At 53.5% G+C, this 22,218-nt stretch carries 23 protein-coding genes; 11 read left to right on the top strand and 12 right to left on the bottom strand.

What is annotated here, in order from left to right:
- The first annotated feature begins 66 nt into the window (after positions 1-66).
- From MUA00_RS07575 to MUA00_RS07560, 4 genes are all read left to right on the top strand, one after another.
- Positions 67-693 carry a helix-turn-helix transcriptional regulator gene (locus MUA00_RS07575; RefSeq protein ID WP_271122492.1) on the top strand — a complete coding sequence of 209 codons (627 nt, stop codon included), beginning with the start codon at positions 67-69 and terminating at the stop codon, positions 691-693.
- Between the two features lie 464 nt (positions 694-1,157).
- Positions 1,158-1,991: a MetQ/NlpA family ABC transporter substrate-binding protein gene (locus MUA00_RS07570; protein WP_271122491.1), complete on the top strand. Its 834-nt coding sequence runs from the start codon at positions 1,158-1,160 to the stop codon at positions 1,989-1,991.
- Positions 1,992-2,049: 58 nt separating this feature from the next.
- Positions 2,050-3,066, top strand: a complete 1,017-nt coding sequence (gene sfbB, locus MUA00_RS07565; protein ID WP_271122490.1) for a virulence-associated ABC transporter ATP-binding protein SfbB — start codon at positions 2,050-2,052, stop codon at positions 3,064-3,066.
- Complete coding sequence (locus tag MUA00_RS07560) at positions 3,059-3,718, top strand: methionine ABC transporter permease (protein WP_271122489.1); 660 nt, start codon at positions 3,059-3,061, stop codon at positions 3,716-3,718. Before sfbB ends, MUA00_RS07560 begins: the two co-directional genes overlap by 8 nt.
- A 4-nt stretch (positions 3,719-3,722) precedes the next feature.
- Here MUA00_RS07560 and mnmH read toward each other — a convergent pair whose 3' ends face one another.
- The 5 genes from mnmH to ppiB form a co-directional block, all read right to left on the bottom strand.
- Positions 3,723-4,838, bottom strand: coding sequence for a tRNA 2-selenouridine(34) synthase MnmH (gene mnmH, locus MUA00_RS07555; protein WP_271122488.1), 1,116 nt, complete (start codon positions 4,836-4,838; stop codon positions 3,723-3,725).
- Between the two features lie 194 nt (positions 4,839-5,032).
- Complete coding sequence (gene purK, locus MUA00_RS07550) at positions 5,033-6,100, bottom strand: 5-(carboxyamino)imidazole ribonucleotide synthase (protein WP_271122487.1); 1,068 nt, start codon at positions 6,098-6,100, stop codon at positions 5,033-5,035.
- Positions 6,097-6,606: a 5-(carboxyamino)imidazole ribonucleotide mutase gene (purE, locus tag MUA00_RS07545; RefSeq protein ID WP_271122486.1), complete on the bottom strand. Its 510-nt coding sequence runs from the start codon at positions 6,604-6,606 to the stop codon at positions 6,097-6,099. The genes purK and purE overlap by 4 nt, the downstream gene beginning before the upstream one ends.
- Before the next feature lie 139 nt (positions 6,607-6,745).
- Complete coding sequence (gene lpxH / locus MUA00_RS07540; RefSeq protein ID WP_271122485.1) at positions 6,746-7,465, bottom strand: UDP-2,3-diacylglucosamine diphosphatase; 720 nt, start codon at positions 7,463-7,465, stop codon at positions 6,746-6,748.
- A gap of 10 nt (positions 7,466-7,475) precedes the next feature.
- Positions 7,476-7,970 (bottom strand): peptidylprolyl isomerase B, encoded by a 495-nt coding sequence (ppiB, locus tag MUA00_RS07535; RefSeq protein ID WP_271122484.1) that lies wholly within the window; start codon positions 7,968-7,970, stop codon positions 7,476-7,478.
- A 177-nt stretch (positions 7,971-8,147) separates the two neighbouring features.
- On the opposite strand from ppiB, the gene cysS reads away from it, so the two are divergent.
- Positions 8,148-9,536 carry a cysteine--tRNA ligase gene (gene cysS / locus MUA00_RS07530; protein ID WP_271122483.1) on the top strand — a complete coding sequence of 463 codons (1,389 nt, stop codon included), beginning with the start codon at positions 8,148-8,150 and terminating at the stop codon, positions 9,534-9,536.
- Positions 9,537-9,663: 127 nt separating this feature from the next.
- Here cysS and MUA00_RS07525 read toward each other — a convergent pair whose 3' ends face one another.
- The 4 genes from MUA00_RS07525 to ahpC form a co-directional block, all read right to left on the bottom strand.
- Complete coding sequence (locus MUA00_RS07525) at positions 9,664-10,017, bottom strand: DUF1869 domain-containing protein (protein ID WP_271122482.1); 354 nt, start codon at positions 10,015-10,017, stop codon at positions 9,664-9,666.
- A gap of 10 nt (positions 10,018-10,027) precedes the next feature.
- Positions 10,028-10,360, bottom strand: coding sequence for a DUF1971 domain-containing protein (locus MUA00_RS07520; protein WP_271122481.1), 333 nt, complete (start codon positions 10,358-10,360; stop codon positions 10,028-10,030).
- A gap of 239 nt (positions 10,361-10,599) precedes the next feature.
- Positions 10,600-12,168 (bottom strand): alkyl hydroperoxide reductase subunit F, encoded by a 1,569-nt coding sequence (ahpF, locus tag MUA00_RS07515; protein WP_271122480.1) that lies wholly within the window; start codon positions 12,166-12,168, stop codon positions 10,600-10,602.
- Positions 12,169-12,412: 244 nt separating this feature from the next.
- Positions 12,413-12,976, bottom strand: coding sequence for an alkyl hydroperoxide reductase subunit C (gene ahpC, locus MUA00_RS07510; protein ID WP_271122479.1), 564 nt, complete (start codon positions 12,974-12,976; stop codon positions 12,413-12,415).
- A 423-nt stretch (positions 12,977-13,399) separates the two neighbouring features.
- Between ahpC and opgB the strand changes: the two genes are divergently transcribed.
- Positions 13,400-15,688 carry a phosphatidylglycerol--membrane-oligosaccharide glycerophosphotransferase gene (gene opgB / locus MUA00_RS07505; protein WP_271122478.1) on the top strand — a complete coding sequence of 763 codons (2,289 nt, stop codon included), beginning with the start codon at positions 13,400-13,402 and terminating at the stop codon, positions 15,686-15,688.
- A 121-nt stretch (positions 15,689-15,809) separates the two neighbouring features.
- On the opposite strand, the gene MUA00_RS07500 is transcribed toward opgB, so the two are convergent.
- Positions 15,810-16,970, bottom strand: coding sequence for a pyridoxal phosphate-dependent aminotransferase (locus MUA00_RS07500; protein WP_271122477.1), 1,161 nt, complete (start codon positions 16,968-16,970; stop codon positions 15,810-15,812).
- Positions 16,971-17,110: 140 nt separating this feature from the next.
- Between MUA00_RS07500 and MUA00_RS07495 the strand changes: the two genes are divergently transcribed.
- The 4 genes from MUA00_RS07495 (at position 17,111) to MUA00_RS07480 (ending at position 19,185) form a co-directional block, all read left to right on the top strand.
- On the top strand, positions 17,111-17,725 hold the full coding sequence (locus MUA00_RS07495) for a methylthioribulose 1-phosphate dehydratase (RefSeq protein WP_271122476.1): 615 nt from the start codon (positions 17,111-17,113) through the stop codon (positions 17,723-17,725).
- Positions 17,722-18,411: an acireductone synthase gene (gene mtnC, locus MUA00_RS07490; protein WP_271122475.1), complete on the top strand. Its 690-nt coding sequence runs from the start codon at positions 17,722-17,724 to the stop codon at positions 18,409-18,411. Before MUA00_RS07495 ends, mtnC begins: the two co-directional genes overlap by 4 nt.
- Positions 18,408-18,950, top strand: a complete 543-nt coding sequence (locus tag MUA00_RS07485) for a 1,2-dihydroxy-3-keto-5-methylthiopentene dioxygenase (protein WP_271122474.1) — start codon at positions 18,408-18,410, stop codon at positions 18,948-18,950. Before mtnC ends, MUA00_RS07485 begins: the two co-directional genes overlap by 4 nt.
- A gap of 67 nt (positions 18,951-19,017) precedes the next feature.
- Complete coding sequence (locus MUA00_RS07480) at positions 19,018-19,185, top strand: hypothetical protein (RefSeq protein WP_271122473.1); 168 nt, start codon at positions 19,018-19,020, stop codon at positions 19,183-19,185.
- Here the strand turns inward: MUA00_RS07480 and MUA00_RS07475 are convergent.
- On the bottom strand, positions 19,182-19,799 hold the full coding sequence (locus MUA00_RS07475; RefSeq protein ID WP_271122472.1) for a Fic/DOC family protein: 618 nt from the start codon (positions 19,797-19,799) through the stop codon (positions 19,182-19,184). The two genes, MUA00_RS07480 and MUA00_RS07475, sit on opposite strands and share 4 nt — an antisense overlap.
- Before the next feature lie 69 nt (positions 19,800-19,868).
- Positions 19,869-20,888 (bottom strand): S-methyl-5-thioribose-1-phosphate isomerase, encoded by a 1,020-nt coding sequence (gene mtnA / locus MUA00_RS07470; RefSeq protein WP_271122471.1) that lies wholly within the window; start codon positions 20,886-20,888, stop codon positions 19,869-19,871.
- Positions 20,889-20,995: 107 nt separating this feature from the next.
- Here mtnA and mtnK point away from each other — a divergent pair, with 107 nt between their 5' ends.
- The gene (gene mtnK / locus MUA00_RS07465) at positions 20,996-22,195 is read left to right on the top strand and encodes an S-methyl-5-thioribose kinase (RefSeq protein ID WP_271122470.1); all 1,200 of its coding nucleotides are present in this window, start codon (positions 20,996-20,998) and stop codon (positions 22,193-22,195) included.
- Positions 22,196-22,218 lie beyond the last annotated feature (23 nt).

Here is a 22,218-nt window from a genome sequence, read left to right as displayed (position 1 = left end):
TAGCAAAGGGACAGGGAGCAAGGTTCTGCGTTACAGTTAGGTCAGAAGACCCAGGAGAGCCAGAGATTGGACGTACAAAAGAGCAGAAAAGACGAACAGTTCGCTACATTAAAATCAGTCGCTGACGGTATTGCCGCGCTATTTCACCCGGTAGTGGAAGTCGCTATACACAGCGTTAAAAGCGGCAAAATTGCCTACCTTGCCAATAATATTTCCAAACGGAGCATTGGGGATGATGCTGGGCTAGAAGAACTTTCGCTTCATGACCTTGAAAGCATGACCGGCCCTTATGAAAAGCTGAACTGGGATGGTAAGAAGATGCGTTCGGTGAGTATCCGGGCAAACGTGGAAGGTGAAGCCGAATATATTTTTTGCATCAATTTCAGCACGACACTGCTTGATGATGCGAAAAATGCGCTGGATATGTTCCTGTCCGTTAACCGTTTGCAGCCACAGCCAGTCCAGCTTTTTAAACATGACTGGCAGGAAAAAATTAATACTTTTCTCCACCAGTGGCTTAAAGAGAACAATACTTCGCTTTCAACTCTGTCTCGCCATCAGAAAAAAGAACTGGTGACTGAACTCTATCGCCAGGGAGCATTCACCGTCAGAAACTCTGCTGACTACATTGCCAACGTTCTTTCTATGGGACGAGCCACTGTTTACAAGCACCTCAAGGAAATCAAAAATTGAAAATGTCCTTTGATATTCAGATGGAAATAAAATCAGCGCACGATCTTCATTAACCATTACTGAACAAGTGACTGCTGCCCATTAATTAATATAGCGCGGTGTGACCAATGTCCGCTTCTGGCACTTAACCGACAGTCAACACTGACCAAGCCCAGAGCAAAAAATTTGCCAGATTTCGCATAGAGAAATACAAATAAAGCGTCATTCCTTTTGTATTATATATTGAGTGAATCCTCCCCATGTCAGATACATCCAACCTTCCCTCCAGCCACAGCCTTAAAAGGAAAACGCCCACCCCCCCTCGCTTATACCTATTTCAGCTTTCCTTATTCCTTTTTCGCAATTACTCCCTGCGGCGGTTTGTGCCATCTTAATCGCTCGGTTTTAGTTTCAGCGACTTATGGAGCGGCCCGGCACCGATCGGCCCGCCGCAAAACAGCACACATTTATCTCAGGGAGAATATATGGGAATCCGTCACGGCCTTCGCGTTGCGAGCGCGGCATTACTTCTGGCAAGCGGTCTGAACCTGGCGCATGCAGCCGACTCAAAGACCATCACTTTCGGCGTAGCGCCTGGTCCTTATGGCGATATGGTTAAACAGGCCATCGCGCCGTCGCTGAAAGAGAAAGGTTATAAAGTTGTGGTGCGCGAATTCAGCGATTACGTTCAGCCGAACATGGCGCTCGCCAACGGCAGCATCGACGCCAACCTGTTCCAGCACAGCCTCTATTTCAACAAATTCACCGCCGATAAAAACCTGAAGCTGACGAAGCTGCTGACCGTGCCAACCGCTGGAATGGGCCTCTATTCCCATAAGGTAAAAAGTATCGACGAGCTGAAAAAGGGCGATATCGTCACGCTCTCTAATGACCCAACGAATCTGGCGCGAGGCCTGCGGTTCCTGCAGTCCATGGAGCTGATTACCATCAAAGAGAATATCGACCCGACGAAAGCCTCGGAGCGCGATATCGCCAGCAATCCGAAAGGCCTGGTATTTAAACCGCTGGAGGCCGCGCAGTTGCCGCGCACGCTGGATAGCGCTGCCGCAGCCCTGGTGAACGGCAACTTTGCTATCGCCGCCGGGCTGGATCTGAATTCCGCGCTTAAGCAGGAACACCTCGATGAAAACCTCAAAAATATCATTGCCGTGCGCACCGAAGATGCCGATAAGCCCTTTGCGAAAGACATTGTGGAAGTGGTGAAGTCACCGGCTTATAAAGCGGTTATCGACGATCCGAAAAACATTTTCAGCGCTTTCCAGAAACCAGACTGGATGATCCAGGCCGCTAAACCGTAATTCTGCATTATCCGGTCAGGCGGGATGCCTGCCCATCGTGGTTGACTCTGAGGTTTTCATGATTGAAATAGAAAAGGTCTGTGTGGATTTCCCCACGGGCCGCAACCAGACCAGCAGGGCGGTGGACGACGTCAGCCTGCATATTGCGTCCGGAGAGATTTTTGGCATCGTCGGCACCAGCGGCGCCGGGAAAAGCACGCTGCTGCGCACGCTCAATGCCTTGCAGCGCCCAAGCCTGGGCCGCGTCAAAATTGCCGGAACGGAAATCACCGCCCTTGAGGGCAGCCAGCTTCGCAAAGCCCGTCAGCGTATCGGCATGATTTTTCAGCACTTCAACTTAATGCATACCCGCACCGTGAGCCAGAACGTGGCGTTCAGCCTGAAGGCCGCAGGCTGGGAGCGCGGTAAAATAGCGCCGCGCGTGGCGGAAATCCTGAAGCTGGTGGGCCTGGATGACAAAGCCAACCGCTATCCGGTGCAGCTTAGCGGCGGACAAAAACAGCGCGTGGGCATTGCGCGCGCCATCGCCAACCATCCGGACGTGCTGTTGTGCGACGAGCCCACCTCGGCGCTGGATCTGGAAACGTCGGCCACCATTCTTGCGCTGCTCAAACAGATTAATCAGCAACTGGGCATTACCATCGTGCTGATCACCCACGAGATGAACGTGATTAAATCCATTTGCGATCGGGTGGCGGTAATGTCCGGCGGCAAGGTAGTGGAGGCGGGGGAGGTGTTCGACATCTTCGCGCATCCGCAGCATGCTTTCACGCAGCAACTGGTTTCCCACACGCTGAATCTCACGCTGCCGGAGCGCCTGCAACAGCATCTGCACGGCTCTTTGCTGAAGATTTTATTCATAGGCGACTCCGCCGAACAGCCGGTGCTTTCCGATGTGGCGGTAAAATTTGGCGTGGCGGTAAATATCCTGCACGGCAAAATTGAATACATCGGCGAAAAGGCGCTGGGCGTTCTGGTTGTACAACTAACCGCCCCGCATAACCCATCTGCGGTGGATGCCGCCGTGGAACACATTCGCGCCCGTACGGCCCAGGTGGAGGTGATCAATGGATGATTTAGTCGCGGACCTGCTGCTCGCTTTTAATGAAACCTTCCAGATGCTCAGCATCTCAACGGTGCTGGCTATCGTCGGCGGTTTGCCGCTCGGTTTCCTGATTTTTGTTACCGACAGGAACCTGTTCTGGCAAAACCGTTTTGTGAACGTGTTTAGTTCGGTGGTGGTGAATATCGTTCGGTCGGTGCCGTTTGTGATTTTGCTGGTGCTGTTATTACCGCTGACGCAGTTTCTGCTCGGCAACACCATTGGCCCGATTGCGGCGTCGGTTCCGCTTTCGGTGGCAGCGATTGCCTTCTACGCACGGCTGGTCGACGGCGCGCTGCGTGAGGTGGATCGCGGCATTATCGAGGCGGCGCAGGCCTTTGGCGCAAGCCCGATGCGCATCATCTGCACGGTGCTGTTACCTGAAGCAAGCGCGGGTCTGCTGCGCGGTTTAACCATTACGCTGGTAAGCCTGATTGGCTATTCGGCGATGGCCGGTATCGTTGGCGGTGGCGGCGTGGGCGACCTGGCGATTCGTTACGGTTACTACCGCTACGAAACGCAGGTGATGGTCGTAACGGTCGTTGCGCTGATTGTGCTGGTGCAGGTGGTGCAAATGGCGGGGGATTATCTTGCCCGTCGCGCGGATAAACGCGACCGACACTAAGAAACTATTTTGCCTGGCTGACGTAGCTGCTGCTGCGCAGCCAGGATTCAACCTGGCTGTAATCCCCGCGAAACACAATCTGCCCTGCTTTTTTGCTTAACTGATAGCGATACATCGGGTCGTAGTATTCTTCCAGCAGCGGCGCAAGCCACGCCAGATGCCCGTCGCTCGAGCCGGTATTACGCTGAAATTCCAGCGCTTTATCCAGCACCATGGTGAACTGCTGGAAACGCTCCATGCCTAAGCGGCGACGAATGGCGAACAGGCCGTGGTGCAGGTATTCGGCATAATTTTTCCACGCGCTTTCTTCATCGCTGACGGACAAAAACGCTTCGCTCATCTGCTGGAAATATTCCGTTTTCAGGCGTTCCAGACGCACCTCAAACGGATCTTCAACCACCACAATCGGCGCGCGAGCCATGTTTTCTCTGAACGATTCCGGGATGTGCCGCGAGCCAATCATGCGGCCTTCGTCTTCGATAACCCAGGTAACCTGCGTATCCGCGCTTTTTTTGAGCAGCGTGGCGGCTAAATTATTCTCAAAGCTTGCCTGGGAAGGCTGTTCCACAATCGTGCGGCCAAACGAGGAGCCGCGGTGACGCGCCAGCCCTTCGAGATCGACACCCGTCGGCAGCGCGCGGATAAGCATGGTTTTACCGCAGCCGGTATTGCCGCTCACCAGAACCATCGGCCACTTTGAGCGGGACTCTATGGTCTGCAATGCGTAATGGCGTAGCGCTTTATAGCCGCCTTCCACCAGCGGATAGTTTATGCCTGCTTCGCGCAGCCACTGCTGAACAATATGGGAACGCATTCCGCCTCTGGCGCAGCACAGATAGCCTTCCGGATGCAGCCGGCACTGTTCCAGCCACTTTTGTATGCGGGTATCGCGAATCTCTCCCTTCACCAGGCTGTGGCCCAGCTCAATGGCCGCTTTTTGTCCGCGCTGTTTGTAACAGGTGCCCACAGCGGCCCGCTCGTCGTCCGTCATTAACGGAAGATTCAGCGCCGCGGGCATGGCTCCCTGAGCAAATTCAACCGGCGCGCGCACGTCGATAAGCGGAATATCATTGCGCAGCAGGATTTCATATTGTTGGGTGTCGGAGCGGGCGTTGTGCATACATAAACCTTAAAGCAAATGGGGGTGAAACGCCGGGGATTGTGCGCCTGGTGAGAGAGAAATGAAAGAGGGGAAAATGCGGCGTACCGGATGTCGGATGACGCTTTGCTTATCCGACCTACAAAATCGCATGCATCAAACTACTTCTCGTAGGGCGGGTAAGCGTAGCGCCACCCGCCGTAAAATCCGTCCTGCTACAGAAGCTTGCTCTGCGCCCAGGCAATGCCGCTCGCATAATCTGGTGACAGCAGCGGTACTAACGCTTCAAGCGATGCGCTCAGCCTGTCTTTATCGCTGTCGTTCAGATTGAGATGACCGACTTTGCGTCCTTCGCGTACGTCTTTGTCATACCAGTGCAGGTGCACAAGCGGCAGCTTCAGCCAGTTGTAGTTCAGCTCGCTGCCAATCAGATTAACCATCACCGACGGCGCGTTAACTACTGGCTGCGGCAGCGGCAAATCCACAATCGCGCGCAGATGCAGTTCAAACTGGCTGATGGATGCGCCGTTCTGCGTCCAGTGCCCGCTGTTGTGAACGCGCGGCGCAAGCTCGTTGATCAGCAGACCGGCTGGCGTAATAAAGCATTCCATCGCCATCACGCCGACATAACCCAGCTCATGCATGATGGCAGAGAGCATGGCTTCCGCCTGTTGCTGCTGTTCGGCATTTGCATGCGGGAAGGCGACGCTTGTGCGCAGAATACCGTCCTGGTGCAGATTGTGCGTCAGCGGATAAAACACCGTGGTGCCGTCGTGGCCGCGCGCGCCGACCAGCGAAACTTCACCGGAGAAGTTAATGCCTTTTTCAACGATGCATTCGCCGTAGCAGTCTTCCGGCAACTGGTCGGTTTCATCACTGCGCAAACGCCACTGGCCGCGCCCGTCATAACCGCCAACGCGACGTTTTACAATGGCGAGATCGCCAAGGTTTGCAAACACGCCAGCCCACTCATCGTGGCTGGAAAGTAGCTGCCACGGCGCGGTAGCGAGTTCGAGCTTATCGAACAACTGTTTTTGCGTCAGGCGATCCGCAATGATTGGGAAGATATCGCGGTTAACGAAAGCGTTGTGGCGAGCCAGTTCGCGAGTGAGCGCCGTTTCAGGCCAGCGCTCGATTTCAGCGGTGATTACGCTTTGCGCGAAGGGAACCGCTTCTGGCTCGGCATCAAGCCCTACCGGATAAACCGCAATGCCCAGCGGTTCGCCCGCCTGGCGCAGCATTCTGCCTAACTGGCCGTTGCCTAATACGCAGACGCGTTTCATGCCTCACCCCGCGGGTCCGGGTTCTCCAGCACTTCTTCCGTTTGCGCGTTACGCCACGCGGCCAGGCGCTTATGCAAGGCGTTGTCGTGCAGGGCCAGAATCTGAGCCGCAAGCAGGGCCGCGTTAGCCGCGCCCGCTTTACCAATCGCCAGCGTACCTACCGGGATACCGCGTGGCATCTGAACGATGGAGTAAAGGCTGTCCACGCCGCTCAGGGCCGCGCTTTGTACCGGCACGCCAAGAACCGGCACCAGCGTTTTTGCCGCCAGCATGCCGGGCAGATGCGCAGCGCCGCCAGCGCCCGCAATAATCACCTGATAGCCATTGCTCTCAGCCTGTTCGGCAAAACTGAACAGCTTGTCCGGCGTGCGATGCGCGGAAACCACTTCAAGATGGTGCGGGATTTCAAGGGCGGTGAGGATTTCTGCTGCAAACTGCATGGTGGCCCAGTCACTTTTGGAACCCATGACAATGGCGATACGCGCCGGGGATTGGTTCGAGGACATGCGTCTCAAAACTCCTGTGGGTGTGCAAACATCACCGAACGCCTGGCGGTCGGTCAGAAGGAGTGTGAGAATATCATGAACCACTGGCAAGGAAAACGGTTGCGTGGGGAGTAAAGCGGCGAAAAGAGGCGCTTTAAGGCTAAAAATCGAAAGGAATTAACTCGACGTCTTCCGGGGTCACTTTGATCATTGAACCCTGGGTATGCCAGGCGCCTAACACGCAGCGAAACGCTTGCTGGCCGTTGGCTTCAAGCGGGTGAATGGCGGGGCGGTGCGTGTGTCCGTGAATCATCCACTGCACCTGATGGCGGGTAAGAGCATCGATAACGGCCTGCTGGTTCACATCCATTATTGCCAGAGACTTGCTGCTGTTGGCGGCTTTGCTCCCGGCGCGCATTCTGGCGGCGACGCGTTTACGAATAAACAGCGGCAGAGCGAGAAATACCCACTGCAGCCAGGGCTGGTGCACCTTCTTGCGAAACGCCTGATAGCCGGCGTCATCCGTACAAAGCGTATCGCCGTGCAGAATCAATATTCTGCGGCCGTACAGGTCTAGCACTTTTTCTTCCGGCAGCAGCGTCATGCCGCTTTTACGGGCAAAGCGCTTTCCGAGCAGAAAATCCCGGTTGCCGTGAATGAAGTAGCAGGGCACGCCACAGGCAACCAGTTCGTTGATTGCTGATGCAATTTCTTGATGCAACGGCTGCGGATCGTCGTCGCCAATCCAGGCCTCAAAGAGATCGCCAAGGATATAGAGCGCCTGCGCTTCCCGCGCTGTGCCTGCCAGAAAACGCAGAAAACCGGCGGTAATCGCCGGTTCTTCTGGGCAGAGATGTAAATCTGCAATAAACAGGATCATTAAGCGGAGATTATTCGCTTACGGTGACGCTGTTTATAATAACGTCTTCTTTAGGAACGTCCTGGTGCATGCCGCTGCGGCCGGTGGAAACCGCTTTGATTTTATCAACCACGTCCATGCCTTCTACCACTTCGGCAAATACGCAGTAACCCCAACCCTGCAGGCTTTCGCCGCTGAAGTTCAGGAAGTCGTTATCAACCACGTTGATAAAGAACTGTGCGCTTGCGGAGTGCGGAGCCTGGGTGCGAGCCATCGCCAGCGTGCCACGGGTGTTTTTCAGACCGTTGTTCGCTTCGTTCTGAATGGTGTCTTTGGTTTCTTTCTGCTTCATGCCCGGTTCAAAACCGCCGCCCTGGATCATAAAGCCGTTGATCACACGGTGGAAAATGGTGTTGTCGTAGAAGCCTTCGCGGCAGTAATCCATGAAGTTTTTAACGGTAATTGGCGCTTTATCGTCAAAAGTTTTGATGACGATATCACCGTGATTAGTGTGAAAAGTAACCATGCTGTGCATCCTATATTTAGTCAGACAGTGTTCCGGCAGACGGTGCCGCCACACAAGGTGGTTGTTATAGCATAACTGAACGTCATCATCACCTTGCAATGCGGGCTGCTTCCGTGTGAAATTTTGAGGTAACATATACCCCAATTTTGCTTACACACGTTGATACGGAATCCCCTGATGTTAAAAATCTTTAATACAATGACTCGTCAAAAAGAGGAATTCAAACCTATTCATGCCGGGCAAGTCGGCATGTACGTGTGTGGTATTACCGTTTACGACCTGTGTCACATCGGCCATGGCCGTACTTTTGTCGCCTTCGATGTGGTTGCGCGTTATCTGCGATTTCTTGGGTTTAAGCTGAAGTATGTGCGCAATATCACCGATATTGACGACAAAATTATCAAACGCGCCCACGAAAACGGCGAAGATTTTGTTGCGCTGGTCGACCGCATGGTGGCCGAAATGCACGCCGATTTCGACGCGCTGAACATTTTGCGTCCGGACAGCGAGCCGCGCGCGACCCAACATATTCCTGAAATCATCGAAATTGTTGAACAGCTTATCGAGCGTAACCATGCTTATGTGGCCTCCAACGGCGACGTGATGTTCTCTGTTGAAACCGATCCGACGTACGGCAAACTCTCTCGCCAGGATTTGGATCAGCTTCAGGCTGGCGCGCGCGTTGAAGTTGAAGCGAACGTGAAGCGCAACCCGATGGACTTTGTGCTGTGGAAGATGTCCAAGCCGGGCGAGCCAAGCTGGTCATCTCCGTGGGGCGAAGGCCGTCCTGGCTGGCACATTGAATGTTCCGCCATGAACTGCAAACAGCTCGGCAACCATTTTGATATCCACGGCGGCGGCTCAGACCTGATGTTCCCGCATCATGAAAACGAAATCGCCCAGTCCACCTGCGCCCACGACGGCGAGTATGTGAATACCTGGATGCACTCGGGCATGGTGATGGTCGACCGCGAAAAAATGTCCAAATCGCTGGGCAACTTCTTCACCGTGCGCGACGTGCTGAAATACTACGATGCGGAAACCATCCGTTACTTCCTGATGTCCGGCCACTATCGTAGCCAGCTAAACTACAGCGAAGAAAATCTGAAGCAGGCTCGCACCTCGCTGGAGCGTCTTTACACCGCGCTGCGCTGCACGGACAACACCGCGCAGCCAGCAGGCGGCGAAGCATTCGAAGCCCGTTTCCGCGAAGCAATGGACGATGATTTCAACACGCCGGAAGCCTATTCCGTGCTGTTCGATATGGCGCGTGAGGTTAACCGCCTGAAGACAGAAGACCTGCCAGCGGCAAACGGTCTTGCAGCGGCGCTGCGTCAGCTCTCCGGCGTGCTGGGTCTGCTGGAGCAGGAGCCGGAAGCCTTCCTGCAAAGCAGCGCGCAGGCGGACGACGGGGAAGTTGCCGAAATTGAAGCGCTCATTAAACAGCGTAACGATGCCCGGAAATCAAAAGAGTGGGCGCTGGCCGACCAGGCGCGCGACCGCTTAAACGAGATGGGGATTGTGCTGGAAGATGGCCCGCAGGGCACCACCTGGCGCAGAAAGTAACGGTTTTGTAAGCCCCCGAAATGCACTGCACCCCAAACGTTGAACGTCAACTTAGTAAGGTGCAGTTTTTTATGGGTGCAGCTTAGAAAGGCGCTTTTTACATCAGGCATGGAACGCTAAAGGCGAGCTACCAGCCGCAAACGTTGTGCTCTTCGTCGTCGTCATAGCCGCGCACGATATTAATAAGATCTTTTACCGCATCGGCGGCGGTGTCCGGCTCCGCCAGTTGCGCCAGCGTCTTAAAGTCTTTATCTACCGAGACGCCGTTATTGTTATTAGTGACGCTGAGCGCGTAGCCGGTATCGCAAACTGTGCAATCATCAGACGGCCCAATGCTCTCCACGAGCGTAGCAACGGCTGCGGCGGCGACGGACGGCACGTACAGCGCCATCGGCTTCAAATAAATCTTTTCGGCGACGGTTCCGGTTTTACGGTTCATCACGGCCAGCGTATAACCTTTATTTTCTTCGCTAGTGTCCATCTTTTAAACCTTACTCCTCGAGCAGAATTTGCGGATCAACGTAAAAATCAACGTTGAATAAAACATCAATAGTTAAGGCTTCAATGTTGTGCCAAATCTCGGGCGGGAAAACGCCGAACTGGCCAGCCTCAATAACGAAGGTTTCAACCGGTTCCGGGCTGAATTCATCAGCATAGCCGCAATAGCGGATTACACCCTGCATCACTGATAAGCGGGGATAAACGCCCTGCCGCGTACCGGCGTCGAGATGGCGCTTCCAGATACCGGGCGGTGCGGTTTCCCTTGTCCAGAAAGGCGTGCTGCGCGTGTGGATAAAATGAGAGGGGATAATGATTCGCTTCATAAGTTTGCCTTTATAGATACAAATAACCAGGTGCATGTCGCTGCCGACAAAATGAGCGATGCGGTTATTTGAGGATCGACAGGGGTCTTAAGAAAGCAGCGTATCACTTCTTCGTTTGCGTAACGTTGCGCTGGGTGCCCTTAACCCGTTAATTCTTATACCTAAAAATGGGTAAGGGAAGCGGCAGGCAATAAAAAAGCGGCCGAAGCCGCTTTGGATTTTGCAGGTGAGTCTTTGTCTTATTCTGGAACCGAGGTGCGAATCAGATAGTCAAACGCGCTTAAAGAGGCTTTAGCGCCTTCGCCGGTGGCGATAATAATCTGTTTGTAAGGCACGGTGGTGCAGTCGCCCGCGGCAAACACGCCTTTCACGGTGGTTTCGCATTTGGCGTCGATGATGATTTCGCCCATGCGGTTGCGCTCAACGCTGCCTTCAAGCCAGGTTGTGTTTGGCAGCAGGCCGATTTGCACGAAAATGCCGGACAGCGCCACGTCATGAACGCTTTCGCTCACGCGGTCTTTATACTGCAGGCCGGTAACTTTGCTGCCGTCGCCTTTCACTTCCAGCGTTTGCGCGTTCAGGATGATATCGACGTTGCTCAGGCTGCGAACTTTGTTTTGCAGCACCTGGTCGGCCTTCATCTCTGGCGCAAACTCCAGCAGGGTAACGTGTTCGACAATCCCGGCCAGATCGATAGCCGCTTCCACGCCGGAGTTGCCGCCGCCGATAACCGCAACGCGCTTGCCTTTAAACAGCGGACCGTCGCAGTGCGGGCAGTAGGTTACGCCTTTGGTGCGATACTGATCTTCGCCCGGCACGTTCATATTGCGCCATTTTGCGCCGGTAGCAATGATAACGCTGCGTGCGCTAAGCGTAGCGCCAGAGGCCGTTTGAATCTGGTGTAAACCGCCTTCGGCCTGAGCAGGAATCAGCTTGCTTGCGCTCTGGGTATCAATAACGTCCACATCGTAATCGTCAACGTGGGCTTTCAGGGCGCCGGCCAGCTTCTGGCCTTCTGTTTTCGGCACGGAAATGTAGTTTTCGATATCAACCGTATCTAAAACCTGGCCGCCAAAGCGTTCGCCCATTAAGCCCGTGCGAATGCCTTTACGCGCCGCATAAACCGCCGCCGCCGCGCCCGCAGGGCCGCTGCCGACGATCAGCACGTCGTAGGCTTCACGCTTGTTCAGCGCTGCAGCCGCGCGTTTTTCGGCGCCGGTATCAATTTTGCCGACGATTTCCGCGAGCGTCATACGGCCCTGACCGAACTCTTTACCGTTGAGGTAAACCGCAGGCACGCCCATCACATTGCGTTCCTGAATTTCGTTCTGGTACACGCCGCCGTCAATGGCGGTGTGGCTGATGCGCGGATTAAGGACGCTCATCAGGTTCAGCGCCTGCACAACGTCCGGGCAGTTGTGGCAGGAGAGCGAGTAATAGGTTTCAAAATGGAAATCACCGTCGATTTCACGGATTTGCTCAAGCAGATCCTGAGATTCTTTCGACGGGTGTCCCCCGGTCTGGAGCAGCGCCAGCACCAGAGAAGTAAATTCGTGGCCGAGCGGGGAACCGGCGAAACGCGGGCCCTTATCGGAACCTGGGTTAGTAATCAGGAATGACGGCTTGCGCACCGGCAGGTCGTTATTAATGCTAAAGGAGACTTTGTCAGATAATTCAGCGATTTCTGCCAGCAGTTCCTTAATCTCCGATGACTTAGGGCCGTCATCCAGAGTTGCAATCAACTCAACAGGTTTAGTGAGTCTCTCAAGGTAGGCCTTGAGCTGGGTTTTCATGTTTGTGTCGAGCATTGTTCTTCCCTCTCATAAAACATCATCATGCAAGCAGCCTTAACCGGGCGGCCTGAATGCAGCTTGCATCATGGGATTTGGATTGAAACGGGTGCAAAACCGCACCCGCTTAATGACCATTTTTCAAAGGATTTTGCTTCAGAGTAAGGCGGCGAACTCTTAAGTCCCCGGGAGCTTACATAAGTAAGTGACCGGGGTGCGAGAGTGAAGCCAACGCAGCTATGGAGCAAAAACCGAAGAAAAATTAGATTTTGCCGACCAGGTCCAGAGACGGAGCCAGAGTTGCTTCGCCTTCTTTCCATTTAGCCGGGCAAACTTCACCTGGGTGAGAAGCTACGTACTGAGCCGCTTTCACTTTACGCAGCAGGTCAGACGCGTCACGGCCAATGCCTTCCGCAGTCACTTCGATAGCCTGAATGATGCCCTGTGGGTCAACGATAAAGGTACCGCGGTCCGCCAGACCTTCGTCTTCACGCATGTTTTCGAAGTTGCGGGTCAACGCGCCGGTTGGGTCGCCAATCATCGCGTATTTGATCTTCGCGATGGTTTCAGAGCTGCTGTGCCATGCTTTGTGGGTGAAATGGGTGTCGGTAGAAACAGAATAGATATCTACGCCCAATTTCTGGAATTCTTCGTAATGGTCAGCCACGTCGCCCAGTTCAGTTGGGCATACAAAGGTAAAGTCGGCCGGATAGAAGAAGAATACGCTCCAGCGACCTTCTACGTCCTGCTCGGTAACTTCGATGAATTCACCGTTTTTAAAAGCGCTGTTTTTGAATGGTTTGATTTTGGTATTAATTAAAGACATCTGAACTTCCTCCGTTTTGCGATGGGAGAAAGGTACCGAAGTTGGGCGCTCAACTCTAATGGGTAGGTTTTATTGAATCAATAAGTCATACCTTACAAAGCGATTGCCGCAAAAGAAAAAGGCCACCCGTTGCGGGGTGGCCTCTTAATGTTGCGCGTTACAATTCCACTTTAAAAAATCATAACAGCGCGGGAATTACAGCATCGAAGCGGTGGGAGGGTCAATCTGTCGGGCAATCGTAGTATCAATGGCTGCAATAGACTTTTCCTATAAAGGGGAAATACTCAACAATTCCGAAACGCAGCACACTTTTGTGACAGACAAATTGCAACGCTGTGTCTTCAGGGCTAGATTGAGCGCTCAGAATTCCTCTGAAGCAAGCGTTGCGCCGGGTGGGCGTCCATTTTAGTGAGGGGCGGGCAGTTGTCAGAATTGCTTTCAATCGTGTTGTTTGTGGCAGCTATCGCTGTTTACGCCGTAAAAGCCGGACGAAATATCTGGTGGTTTGGCTCTATTCTGCTGATTTTAACTCTTTATATCATCCTGAATGTGACGCTGGTCGCCAGTAACTATTTTACCGGCGACGGGATCAACGACGCCGTACTTTATACGCTAACCAGCAGCCTGACGGGCGCGGGCATCGGCAAGTACATTCTTCCGGGCCTGGGCGTGCTGGCGGGGCTGGTGGTTATTTTTGGTTTGCTGACGTGGATTTTGCGTCGCCGTAAAAACCATCCTCATCATTTTGGCTACAGCCTGCTGGCCGTGGTTTTGGCATTGGCCTGCGTGGATGCGTCTTCCGCGTTCCGCCAGGTCGTTGATTTAGTAAAAACTCAGACCCGCAACGGGGAGTCCGATTTTGACGCTTATTATAAAGTCCCGCATGGCGTCATTAATAATCCAAAGCTGAACCTGGTTTATATTTACGGTGAAAGTCTTGAGCGTACCTATTTCCAGCCGGAATTATTCCCCGATCTCGCCCCGGAATTAACCGGCCTGAAGGATTCCGGTCTGGATTTCAGCCACACAGGCCAGCTTCCCGGCACCGGTTATACCATTGCCGGGATGGTTTCCTCCCAGTGCGGCATTCCGCTGTTTGCGCCTTTTGAAGGCAACTCGTCGGCATCGGTGTCGAGCATCTTCCCGAAAAACGTCTGCCTTGGCGATATCCTGAAAGCCTCCGGCTATGAAAACTACTTTATGCAGGGCGCGGACCTGCGCTTTGGCGGCAAAGACGTCTTTTTACAGTCTCACGGCTTCGACCATATGTACGGCGCACAGGAGCTGAAAACAATGGTGGCCGACCCGAGCTATAAAAATAACTGGGGTTATTACGATGACACGGTGCTGGACGAGGTTTACGAGAAATTCATTGAGCTTTCGAAAGCCAATAAACGCTTCTCGTTGTTCACGCTGACGGTGGATACCCACCATCCGGACGGGTTTATTTCAAAAACCTGCAACCGTCGCAGCTACACTTTCGACGGCAAAGTTAACCAGTCGTTTAGCGCGGTAGCCTGCAGCCAGGAACACGTAGCGGCATTAATCGAAAAAATTAAAGCCTCGCCGTATTTTAAAAATACGGTGATTGTTGTTTCTTCCGATCATCTGGCAATGAACAACACGGCTTATACCTACCTGAATAAGCAGGAGCGAGATAATTTGTTCTTTATTATTCGGGGCGATAAACCTGAAGCTAAATTAATTCCGGTGAAACGCAGCACGATGGATAACGGCGCAACGGTGCTGGATATTCTGGGCGGCGACAACTATATCGGTCTTGGCCGCAGCAGTATTTCTGGCGAGTCGCTCTCTTCCGTCTTTCTGAATATCAAAGATAAGATCCTTGAGTGGAAACCGGACGTTATCGACCTGTGGAACTTCCCGAAAACCATCACGGAATACACCATCGAACGGGAGAAAAATACTTTCAGCTTCTCCGGGGCGCATTTCAAAATGCCTTTGCTGCTGCGTATTTCGGAAGACAAAATTGAGCCGCTGCCGGAAAGCGAATATTCCGCGCCGCTGCGTTATCAACTGGCTGGTTTTAGCGTTAAAGATAAATTTATCTGGGTTGACCGCTGCTTCAAGATGGCGCGTCTGTGGGAGCCGAAACTGGCGCTTTCCACCGGATTATGCGTGTCGCAGGGGCAGCTAGGCGGCAAGCCTTCGGTGCACCTTGTGGAAGCCCAAATTGATAAGCAGAAGGTGAAATTCGCTGATGAGCTGCTCGATAAAGACAGATTCAATCATAACGTGGCGACGCTGAGAATTGATGAAAACGCGATTCGCTATCAGGCCGATAGTTTTATCTTCAGCGTGCCGGGCGCGCCGCTTAACGTGAAGCAGTTTACCGGCATCTCACGTCCTGAGGACTGGGGCCGTTGGTCTAATGCTAATCTGGCGCCGGAGGTGAAGATTGAATATGCCGAACCGCTGCCGGAGAAATTTGATCTGGTCATCACCGCCAAGGCCTTCGGGCCAAACGCCGGTAAACCGGTGCCGGTTAAAGTGGGCAATCAACAGCAAACTTTGACGCTTGGCGCAGAGCTCAGCACCACCACGCTGCATTTCGATAACCCGGAGCGCAGCAATACGCTGGAAATTATTCCACCGGAGCCGCAGTTATCCAATGAAGGCAATATCCTCGGCCATGAACCGCGCAAGCTGGGGATTGGAATGGAGAATATTAAAGTGGTGCCGGCGGCTTAATGAAGTCGGGTAGCGCTACGCATACCCGACTTACGGTTGCCAGGTGCGGGCGGCATTACCCATACCCGATCTGGGATTCGTGTAGGGTGGATAAGCGCCAGCGCCATCCACCGCTCCTCAATTAAACCTTACACAAACGTTCAGCCGCCGCATCCAGCGTCGCTTCCTGCTTCGCAAAACACAGGCGAATCAGCTTATGCGGGAACGGATCGGCGCAGAACACCGACAGCGGAATCGCCGCAACGCCTACTTCTTTGGTCAGCCACTGGCAGAAGCTCACGTCGTCCAGATCCGAAATCGCGCTGTAATCCGCCAGCAGGAAATAGGTTCCCTCGCACGGCAGTATCTCAAAGCGGCTGTCCGCCAGCGCCTGAACAAATCTGTCGCGTCGGGCACGATAAAAATCCGGTAATTCACGATAATGCTCGGGCTGCGCGCGCAGCATATCCGCGATTGCAAGCTGCGCCGGAGTATTCACTGCGAAAGTCAGATATTGATGCACTTTGCGCAATTCGGCGCTAAGCGCCGCTGGCGCCACGCAGTAGCCTACTTTCCAACCTGTCATATGAAACGTTTTGCCAAAAGAAGAAACGGCAACTGCACGTTCGCGAAGCTGCGGATGGGCGAGCACGCTGGCATGACCTTCTTCGGCAAAGCAAATGTGCTCGTAAACTTCATCGCTCAAAACATAAACTTCATGCTGCTTGATTGCCTGCCAGAGCGCCGCATAATCGCTTTTACGCCACACCGTTGCCGATGGGTTGTGCGGCGTGTTCAGAATAACCAGGCGCGTGCGCGGACTAAGCAATGTGGCGAACTCTTCCCAGTCAACGCGGAAAAAAGGCGGTTGCAGGGCGATACGTTTGAGCACTCCGCCGGAAAGCGTCACGGCCGGAGCATAGCTGTCGTAGCTTGGGTCAAAGCAAATCACTTCATCACCAGGGCGAACCAGCGCGGTAATGGCCGCGTAAAGGGCTTCTGTCGCCCCGGCTGTTACCGTGATATCGGTATTTGCATCAGGTTTATGGCCGTATAGCCCGGCGGTTTTATCGGCAATGGCTTCGCGCAGCGCCTGCACGCCGGTCATCGGCGCATACTGGTTTGCGCCGTTAGCCACGTGAAAAGCGAGGCGCTCCTGCAAATAACGAGGACCGTCGAAATCCGGAAAGCCCTGGGATAAATTAATGGCCTGATGCTGCTGCGCAAGCTGGCTCATTTGCGTGAAGATGGTGGTGCCGAGTGCGGGCAATTTGCTCTCAGGAATCAAGGGGTTCTGGCTCATTATTCTGCGACCTTTAACGTGATGCGTGTATTCCTTGTGTTGCTGGACTATAACGTCGATGTTAAGCTTTGGCAATCAAGACGCTTAGACGTCTAAACCATAACGATATAGCGACATCGCACCTGCATATAAGGAAGGATATGACGGCACATCTGCAACTCGCCGAACTCGTAACGGCCTGTCACTGGATAGGCGCAAAAGGTTGGGCGCCGGCAACCAGCGGCAACATGTCGATGCGGGAAGATGACGTTCACTGCCTGCTTAGTGAATCCGGCAAAGATAAAGGCAGCCTGACGGCTAACGATTTTATCCGGGTGGAAATCGCCAGCAATCGCGCGCCTTCCGGCCGTAAACCCTCAGCGGAAACAGGATTACACACTCTTATTTATCGACTCTTCCCGGATGCGGGCGCCGTTTTGCATACCCATACCGTCAACTCGACCGTGCTGTCACGGGTGGAGAAATCAGACGTCCTAATCCTGCAGGGTTATGAAATGCAGAAGTCTCTGAGCGGCCAGACGACGCACCTTGATACGCTGCCGATTGCCATTTTTGACAACGACCAGGATATCGAAAAACTGGCGAGCCGTATTGAGCACTACGCGTGTGAAAATCCGCTGCGCTACGGCTTCTTGCTGCGTGGTCATGGGCTAACCTGCTGGGGAAAAAACGTCGCGCAGGCCCGTCAGCATCTTGAAGGCCTGGAATTTTTATTTGAATGTGAAATGCAGCGCCGTCTGCTGGAGAGAACATGATCCGCGCAATCGTCACCGACATCGAAGGCACTACCAGCGACATCAGTTTTGTGCATAACGTTCTCTTTCCGTACGCCCGCGAGCGTCTGGCTGGTTTCGTGCGTGAGCATCAGCATGAAGAAAGCATTCAGACGACCCTGGCCGATTTGCGAAGGGAGATTGACGAACCGGAAGCCGATATTGAACGGCTGACTGAAGTTTTATTTAATTTTATGGACCAGGATCGAAAATCCACCGCGTTAAAAGCGCTTCAGGGCCTTATCTGGCGTGATGGATACGTGAACGGCGATTTTACCGGCCATCTTTACGCGGACGTGCTTCCCGCTTTTAAGGCCTGGCGGCAGCAGGGCGCGGCGCTGTATGTATATTCCTCGGGCTCGGTAAACGCGCAAAAATTGTTATTTGGTTATAGCGATGAAGGCGATGTAACTTCTTTGTTCAGCGGCTATTTCGATACCCACGTCGGCGCGAAACGCGACGTGCAATCGTATCGCAATATCGCCGCGCAGATTGGTAAGCCGACAGGCGAATTGCTGTTCCTGTCGGATATTCGCCAGGAGCTGGATGCCGCGCAACAGGCGGGCTGGCATACCGTACAGTTAATTCGTGGCGATGCGGACACGGAAAGTGTTCACCATCAGGTAAACCGTTTTGACGAGATAACTCTGGAGCAATTTTCCTCATGAGCGCACTGACCATTTTCACCGACACTCAGGCTTCCGAGCCGGTGTGGCACAGCACCGATGCCGAAGCTATCCGTGAGCAACTCAATGCTAAAGCCGTGCGTTTCGAACGCTGGGAAGCCGACCGCGACCTTGGGCAAAACCCGGAACCACAAACGGTGCTGGATGCCTATCAGCATGCCATCGATAAACTGGTAGCAGAGAAGGGCTATCAAAGCTGGGATGTGATCAGCATGCGCGCGGACAATCCGCAAAAAGAAGTGATGCGCAGTAAGTTTCTCTCCGAGCATACGCACGGCGAAGATGAAGTGCGTTTTTTTGTGGAAGGCGCGGGACTGTTTTGCCTGCATCTGGACGGCAAAATTTATCAGATCCTGTGCGAGAAGAACGATCTGATTTCCGTTCCCGCAGGTACGCCGCACTGGTTTGATATGGGTTCTCAGCCGCACTTCACCGCCATCCGTATTTTTGATAACCCTGAGGGCTGGATTGCGAATTTTACCGGCGACGCGATTGCGGATGCCTATCCGAAGCTGCCTTGAAGGATAAGAGTGGTGATTTCATAAACTGCGTTTTTGGCGTATAATTACCATTCGCAATGGGGGAACTATGAACAGCAAAAAAATCGAAAAGCCATACACCAAGCCTTCTCATGCGCAGATCGAGCGTTCTGTTGTGACCTCAACGGCCATTGAAACCGGTCAGACGTCTAATGAGGTTGAAGGCATGCTTAAAAAGCAGCGTAAAAAATTTTCCCATCTGCATCTCGCTCTTTAGTCAGCCTCAAAAGCCCGTTGAACCCAATGTTTAATGGGTTCATAGTTCATACTTAATCCTGCGTGAATAGCTGCAATATACTGGGATCTGTTTTCTTCCCAGGATCGGTAATTCAGTGGCCCAAAACCTCCCTGTACAGCCATAACATCAGCGAGTAATCGTGCTAAACGCCCGTTGCCTTCCCGGAAGGGGTGGATGAGGATTAATTCCACGTGGGTGATGGCTATAGCCTCAATGATGCGATCTCTGCCCATGCTGCTACAGGGGGTGAACTGGCTTAAGCATTCAGTTTCAAAGCTGTTTAAAAGCTTGGGGAGTTGGGCTGCGGGGGCAAACAAAAATCCTCCCTTGCTGATGTTGACAGAACGTTCGAAACCGGCCCATTCATAGATATTCCCAAGCCAGCGGTAATGCCAGTGTTTAAGCATATCTACGGTGATGACAGATTGCGGGAAATTATCTTCAAAAATTGATTGATACAACTTTTCCAACAGGACTAACTCGGCTCCGTTAATCTCTTCGATGTCGAATAAACCGAGCTTGTTTTCCAGCACTTGCGTATCTGGATTTGCAGCATAGCGGCCTTCACTACTGGAAATATCATATCGTGTCATCTCAATCATTCCATGTTAATTATTGCGCCCTGACGTAGACCAATTATTGAGCACAAAGTTACCTGACAACTAGCCGCGAAAAACCCCATCCCGAACCATTTCCGGCGTCACTACTCCGGTGTCCAGAACCCAACCGCTGATTAATCCGGCAGGCGTGACGTCGAAGGCGGGATTATAAACCGCCGCATTTTCCGGCGCCCATTGCAACGCACCGAAGCTGCCTGCGACACCTGTCACTTCTGCTGCGGAGCGCTGTTCAATCGGGATGGCGTCGCCGTTCGGGCAGTTTGAATCGAGCGTGGTTTGCGGCGCGGCAACGTAAAACGGAATATCATGATATTTCGCCAGCACCGCCAGGCTGTAGGTGCCGATTTTATTCGCCACGTCACCGTTGGCGGCGATGCGATCCGCACCGACCCATACGGCATCAATTTGTTTCTTTGCCATCAGGCTTGCGGCCATCGAATCGCAAATTAGCTGGTAGGGGATGCCCAGCTCGCCTAATTCCCAGGCGGTAAGGCGTCCTCCCTGCAGCAACGGGCGGGTTTCATCCACCCATACGTTTGCCACATTGCCTTGCTCAAATGCTCTGTGAATCACGCCGATCGCGGTGCCAACGCCTGCTGTCGCCAGCCCGCCGGTATTGCAATGCGTAAGCAGCCGGCTGCCTGGTTTAACGAGCTCACAACCGGCCAGCGCGATGTTCTTGCAGAGAATCTTATCTTCTTCCACCAGACGCAGCGCTTCCGTGCTCAATGCAATAACGAACTCATCCTGCGCCAGCGCCTGTTTCATACGATCCAGATTGTTCATCAGGTTAACGGCGGTAGGACGCGATGCACGCAGGATTTCAAGCGCCTGCGCCAGTTCGGCTTTCGGCAGGCCGTTTTCAGCAAGCAGGGCCAGGAGCAGGCTTGCTGAAAGACCAATCAGCGGCGCACCGCGCACGCGCAGGGCGTGAATATGCCCGACAAGCAGATCGACGGTATGCGCAGGCAGCCAGTTTTGCTGTTGAGGAAGCGCCTGCTGATCGAGGATCCACAGTTGATTATCGCGAACGTGCAGGCTGGTTGTTTTTAAATTATGCATGCGTGTTAAATCCATGTTGCGTTGATGCTTCGTATTGTGCCAACATGCCTCATGGATGTATAGACGTCTGCACGGCTTATTTAACTTATTTCGAAGAGGAACCGGCAATGCCGCAATACCGCACGTTTACCGCAGCCGACGCGGTGGCTTATGCTCAAGAGTTTGGCGGACTGGCCAATCCAGCCTGCCTGGTGGACGCGCAGGAAGTTGGCGACGGTAACCTGAACCTGGTGTTTAAAATCTTCGATTCCGCAGGCGTGAGCCGCATTATTGTTAAACAGGCGCTGCCTTATGTTCGTTGCGTGGGTGAATCCTGGCCGTTAACCCTTGATCGCGCGCGTTTAGAAGCGCAGACGCTGGTGGAGCATTACAAACATAGCCCGCAGCACACGGTGCAGATTCTGCACTACGATCCGGCCCTTGCGGTAATGGTGATGGAAGACCTCTCCAGCCACCGCATCTGGCGCGGTGAATTGATTAGCGGCGTGTATTATCCGCAGGCGGCGACACAGCTTGGGGAATATCTGGCCCGGACGCTGTTCCATACCTCCGATTTCTGCCTGCATCCCCATGACAAAAAAGCCCAGGTCGCCCGCTTTATTAATCCTGAAATGTGCGAGATCACCGAAGATCTCTTCTTTAACGATCCGTTTATCGATCACGCCCGCAATAATTATCCAGCCGAGCTGGAAGCGCAGGTTGCCGCGCTGCGCAACGACGACGATTTGAAAATCGCTGTGGCGGGGCTGAAGCATCGCTTCTTCTCGGCGGCGCAAGCTCTTCTGCACGGCGATATTCACAGCGGCTCAATATTTGTCGCCGAGGGCAGTCTGAAAGCTATTGATGCTGAGTTCGGTTACTTTGGCCCGATTGGTTTTGATATCGGCACGGCTATCGGTAACCTGCTGCTGAACTACTGCGCCCAGCCGGGGCACTTTGGCCCGCGTGATGCCGCCGCCTTCCGTGAGCAGCGCTTACAGGATATCCGCGAGCTGTGGCTTACTTTTGCAGAACGTTTTGAAACGCTTGCACGCACAGAAACTCGCGACGCAGCGTTGGCTTATCCGGGCTACGCCGCTCGTTTCCTGCAAAGCGTCTGGAAAGATGCCATCGGCTACTGCGGCACGGAGCTTATTCGCCGTACGGTGGGCATGTCGCATGTGGCAGATCTTGAAACGATTGAAGATGATGAAATGCGCGTCGCGTGCATCAGCCACGCCATTGAGTTGGGCAAATATCTGATTCTGATTGCCGGACAGGTTGAGAACGTCGAGCAGTTTATTGCCCGCGTCCGGCAGAAAGGGTAGGGATTAGATTAAAAAGGTGGATG

The sequence above is a fragment of the Dryocola boscaweniae genome, assembly GCF_025215095.1.
Classification (GTDB): domain Bacteria; phylum Pseudomonadota; class Gammaproteobacteria; order Enterobacterales; family Enterobacteriaceae; genus Dryocola; species Dryocola boscaweniae.
This window is presented reverse-complemented; position numbering and strand designations above follow the sequence as displayed.

Coding starts and splice junctions, on each gene's coding strand:
- MUA00_RS07520 (WP_271122481.1), bottom strand. CDS start 10,360: ATGAAGCGAATCATTATCCCCTCTCATTTTATCCACACGCGCAGCACG.
- ahpC (WP_271122479.1), bottom strand. CDS start 12,976: ATGTCTTTAATTAATACCAAAATCAAACCATTCAAAAACAGCGCTTTT.
- purK (WP_271122487.1), bottom strand. CDS start 6,100: ATGAAACGCGTCTGCGTATTAGGCAACGGCCAGTTAGGCAGAATGCTG.
- sfbB (WP_271122490.1), top strand. CDS start 2,050: ATGATTGAAATAGAAAAGGTCTGTGTGGATTTCCCCACGGGCCGCAAC.
- MUA00_RS07525 (WP_271122482.1), bottom strand. CDS start 10,017: ATGGACACTAGCGAAGAAAATAAAGGTTATACGCTGGCCGTGATGAAC.
- lpxH (WP_271122485.1), bottom strand. CDS start 7,465: ATGATCCTGTTTATTGCAGATTTACATCTCTGCCCAGAAGAACCGGCG.
- MUA00_RS07475 (WP_271122472.1), bottom strand. CDS start 19,799: ATGACACGATATGATATTTCCAGTAGTGAAGGCCGCTATGCTGCAAAT.
- mtnA (WP_271122471.1), bottom strand. CDS start 20,888: ATGCATAATTTAAAAACAACCAGCCTGCACGTTCGCGATAATCAACTG.
- mnmH (WP_271122488.1), bottom strand. CDS start 4,838: ATGCACAACGCCCGCTCCGACACCCAACAATATGAAATCCTGCTGCGC.
- MUA00_RS07485 (WP_271122474.1), top strand. CDS start 18,408: ATGAGCGCACTGACCATTTTCACCGACACTCAGGCTTCCGAGCCGGTG.
- MUA00_RS07480 (WP_271122473.1), top strand. CDS start 19,018: ATGAACAGCAAAAAAATCGAAAAGCCATACACCAAGCCTTCTCATGCG.
- purE (WP_271122486.1), bottom strand. CDS start 6,606: ATGTCCTCGAACCAATCCCCGGCGCGTATCGCCATTGTCATGGGTTCC.
- ahpF (WP_271122480.1), bottom strand. CDS start 12,168: ATGCTCGACACAAACATGAAAACCCAGCTCAAGGCCTACCTTGAGAGA.
- mtnC (WP_271122475.1), top strand. CDS start 17,722: ATGATCCGCGCAATCGTCACCGACATCGAAGGCACTACCAGCGACATC.
- ppiB (WP_271122484.1), bottom strand. CDS start 7,970: ATGGTTACTTTTCACACTAATCACGGTGATATCGTCATCAAAACTTTT.
- MUA00_RS07500 (WP_271122477.1), bottom strand. CDS start 16,970: ATGAGCCAGAACCCCTTGATTCCTGAGAGCAAATTGCCCGCACTCGGC.
- MUA00_RS07570 (WP_271122491.1), top strand. CDS start 1,158: ATGGGAATCCGTCACGGCCTTCGCGTTGCGAGCGCGGCATTACTTCTG.
- MUA00_RS07495 (WP_271122476.1), top strand. CDS start 17,111: ATGACGGCACATCTGCAACTCGCCGAACTCGTAACGGCCTGTCACTGG.
- mtnK (WP_271122470.1), top strand. CDS start 20,996: ATGCCGCAATACCGCACGTTTACCGCAGCCGACGCGGTGGCTTATGCT.
- cysS (WP_271122483.1), top strand. CDS start 8,148: ATGTTAAAAATCTTTAATACAATGACTCGTCAAAAAGAGGAATTCAAA.
- MUA00_RS07560 (WP_271122489.1), top strand. CDS start 3,059: ATGGATGATTTAGTCGCGGACCTGCTGCTCGCTTTTAATGAAACCTTC.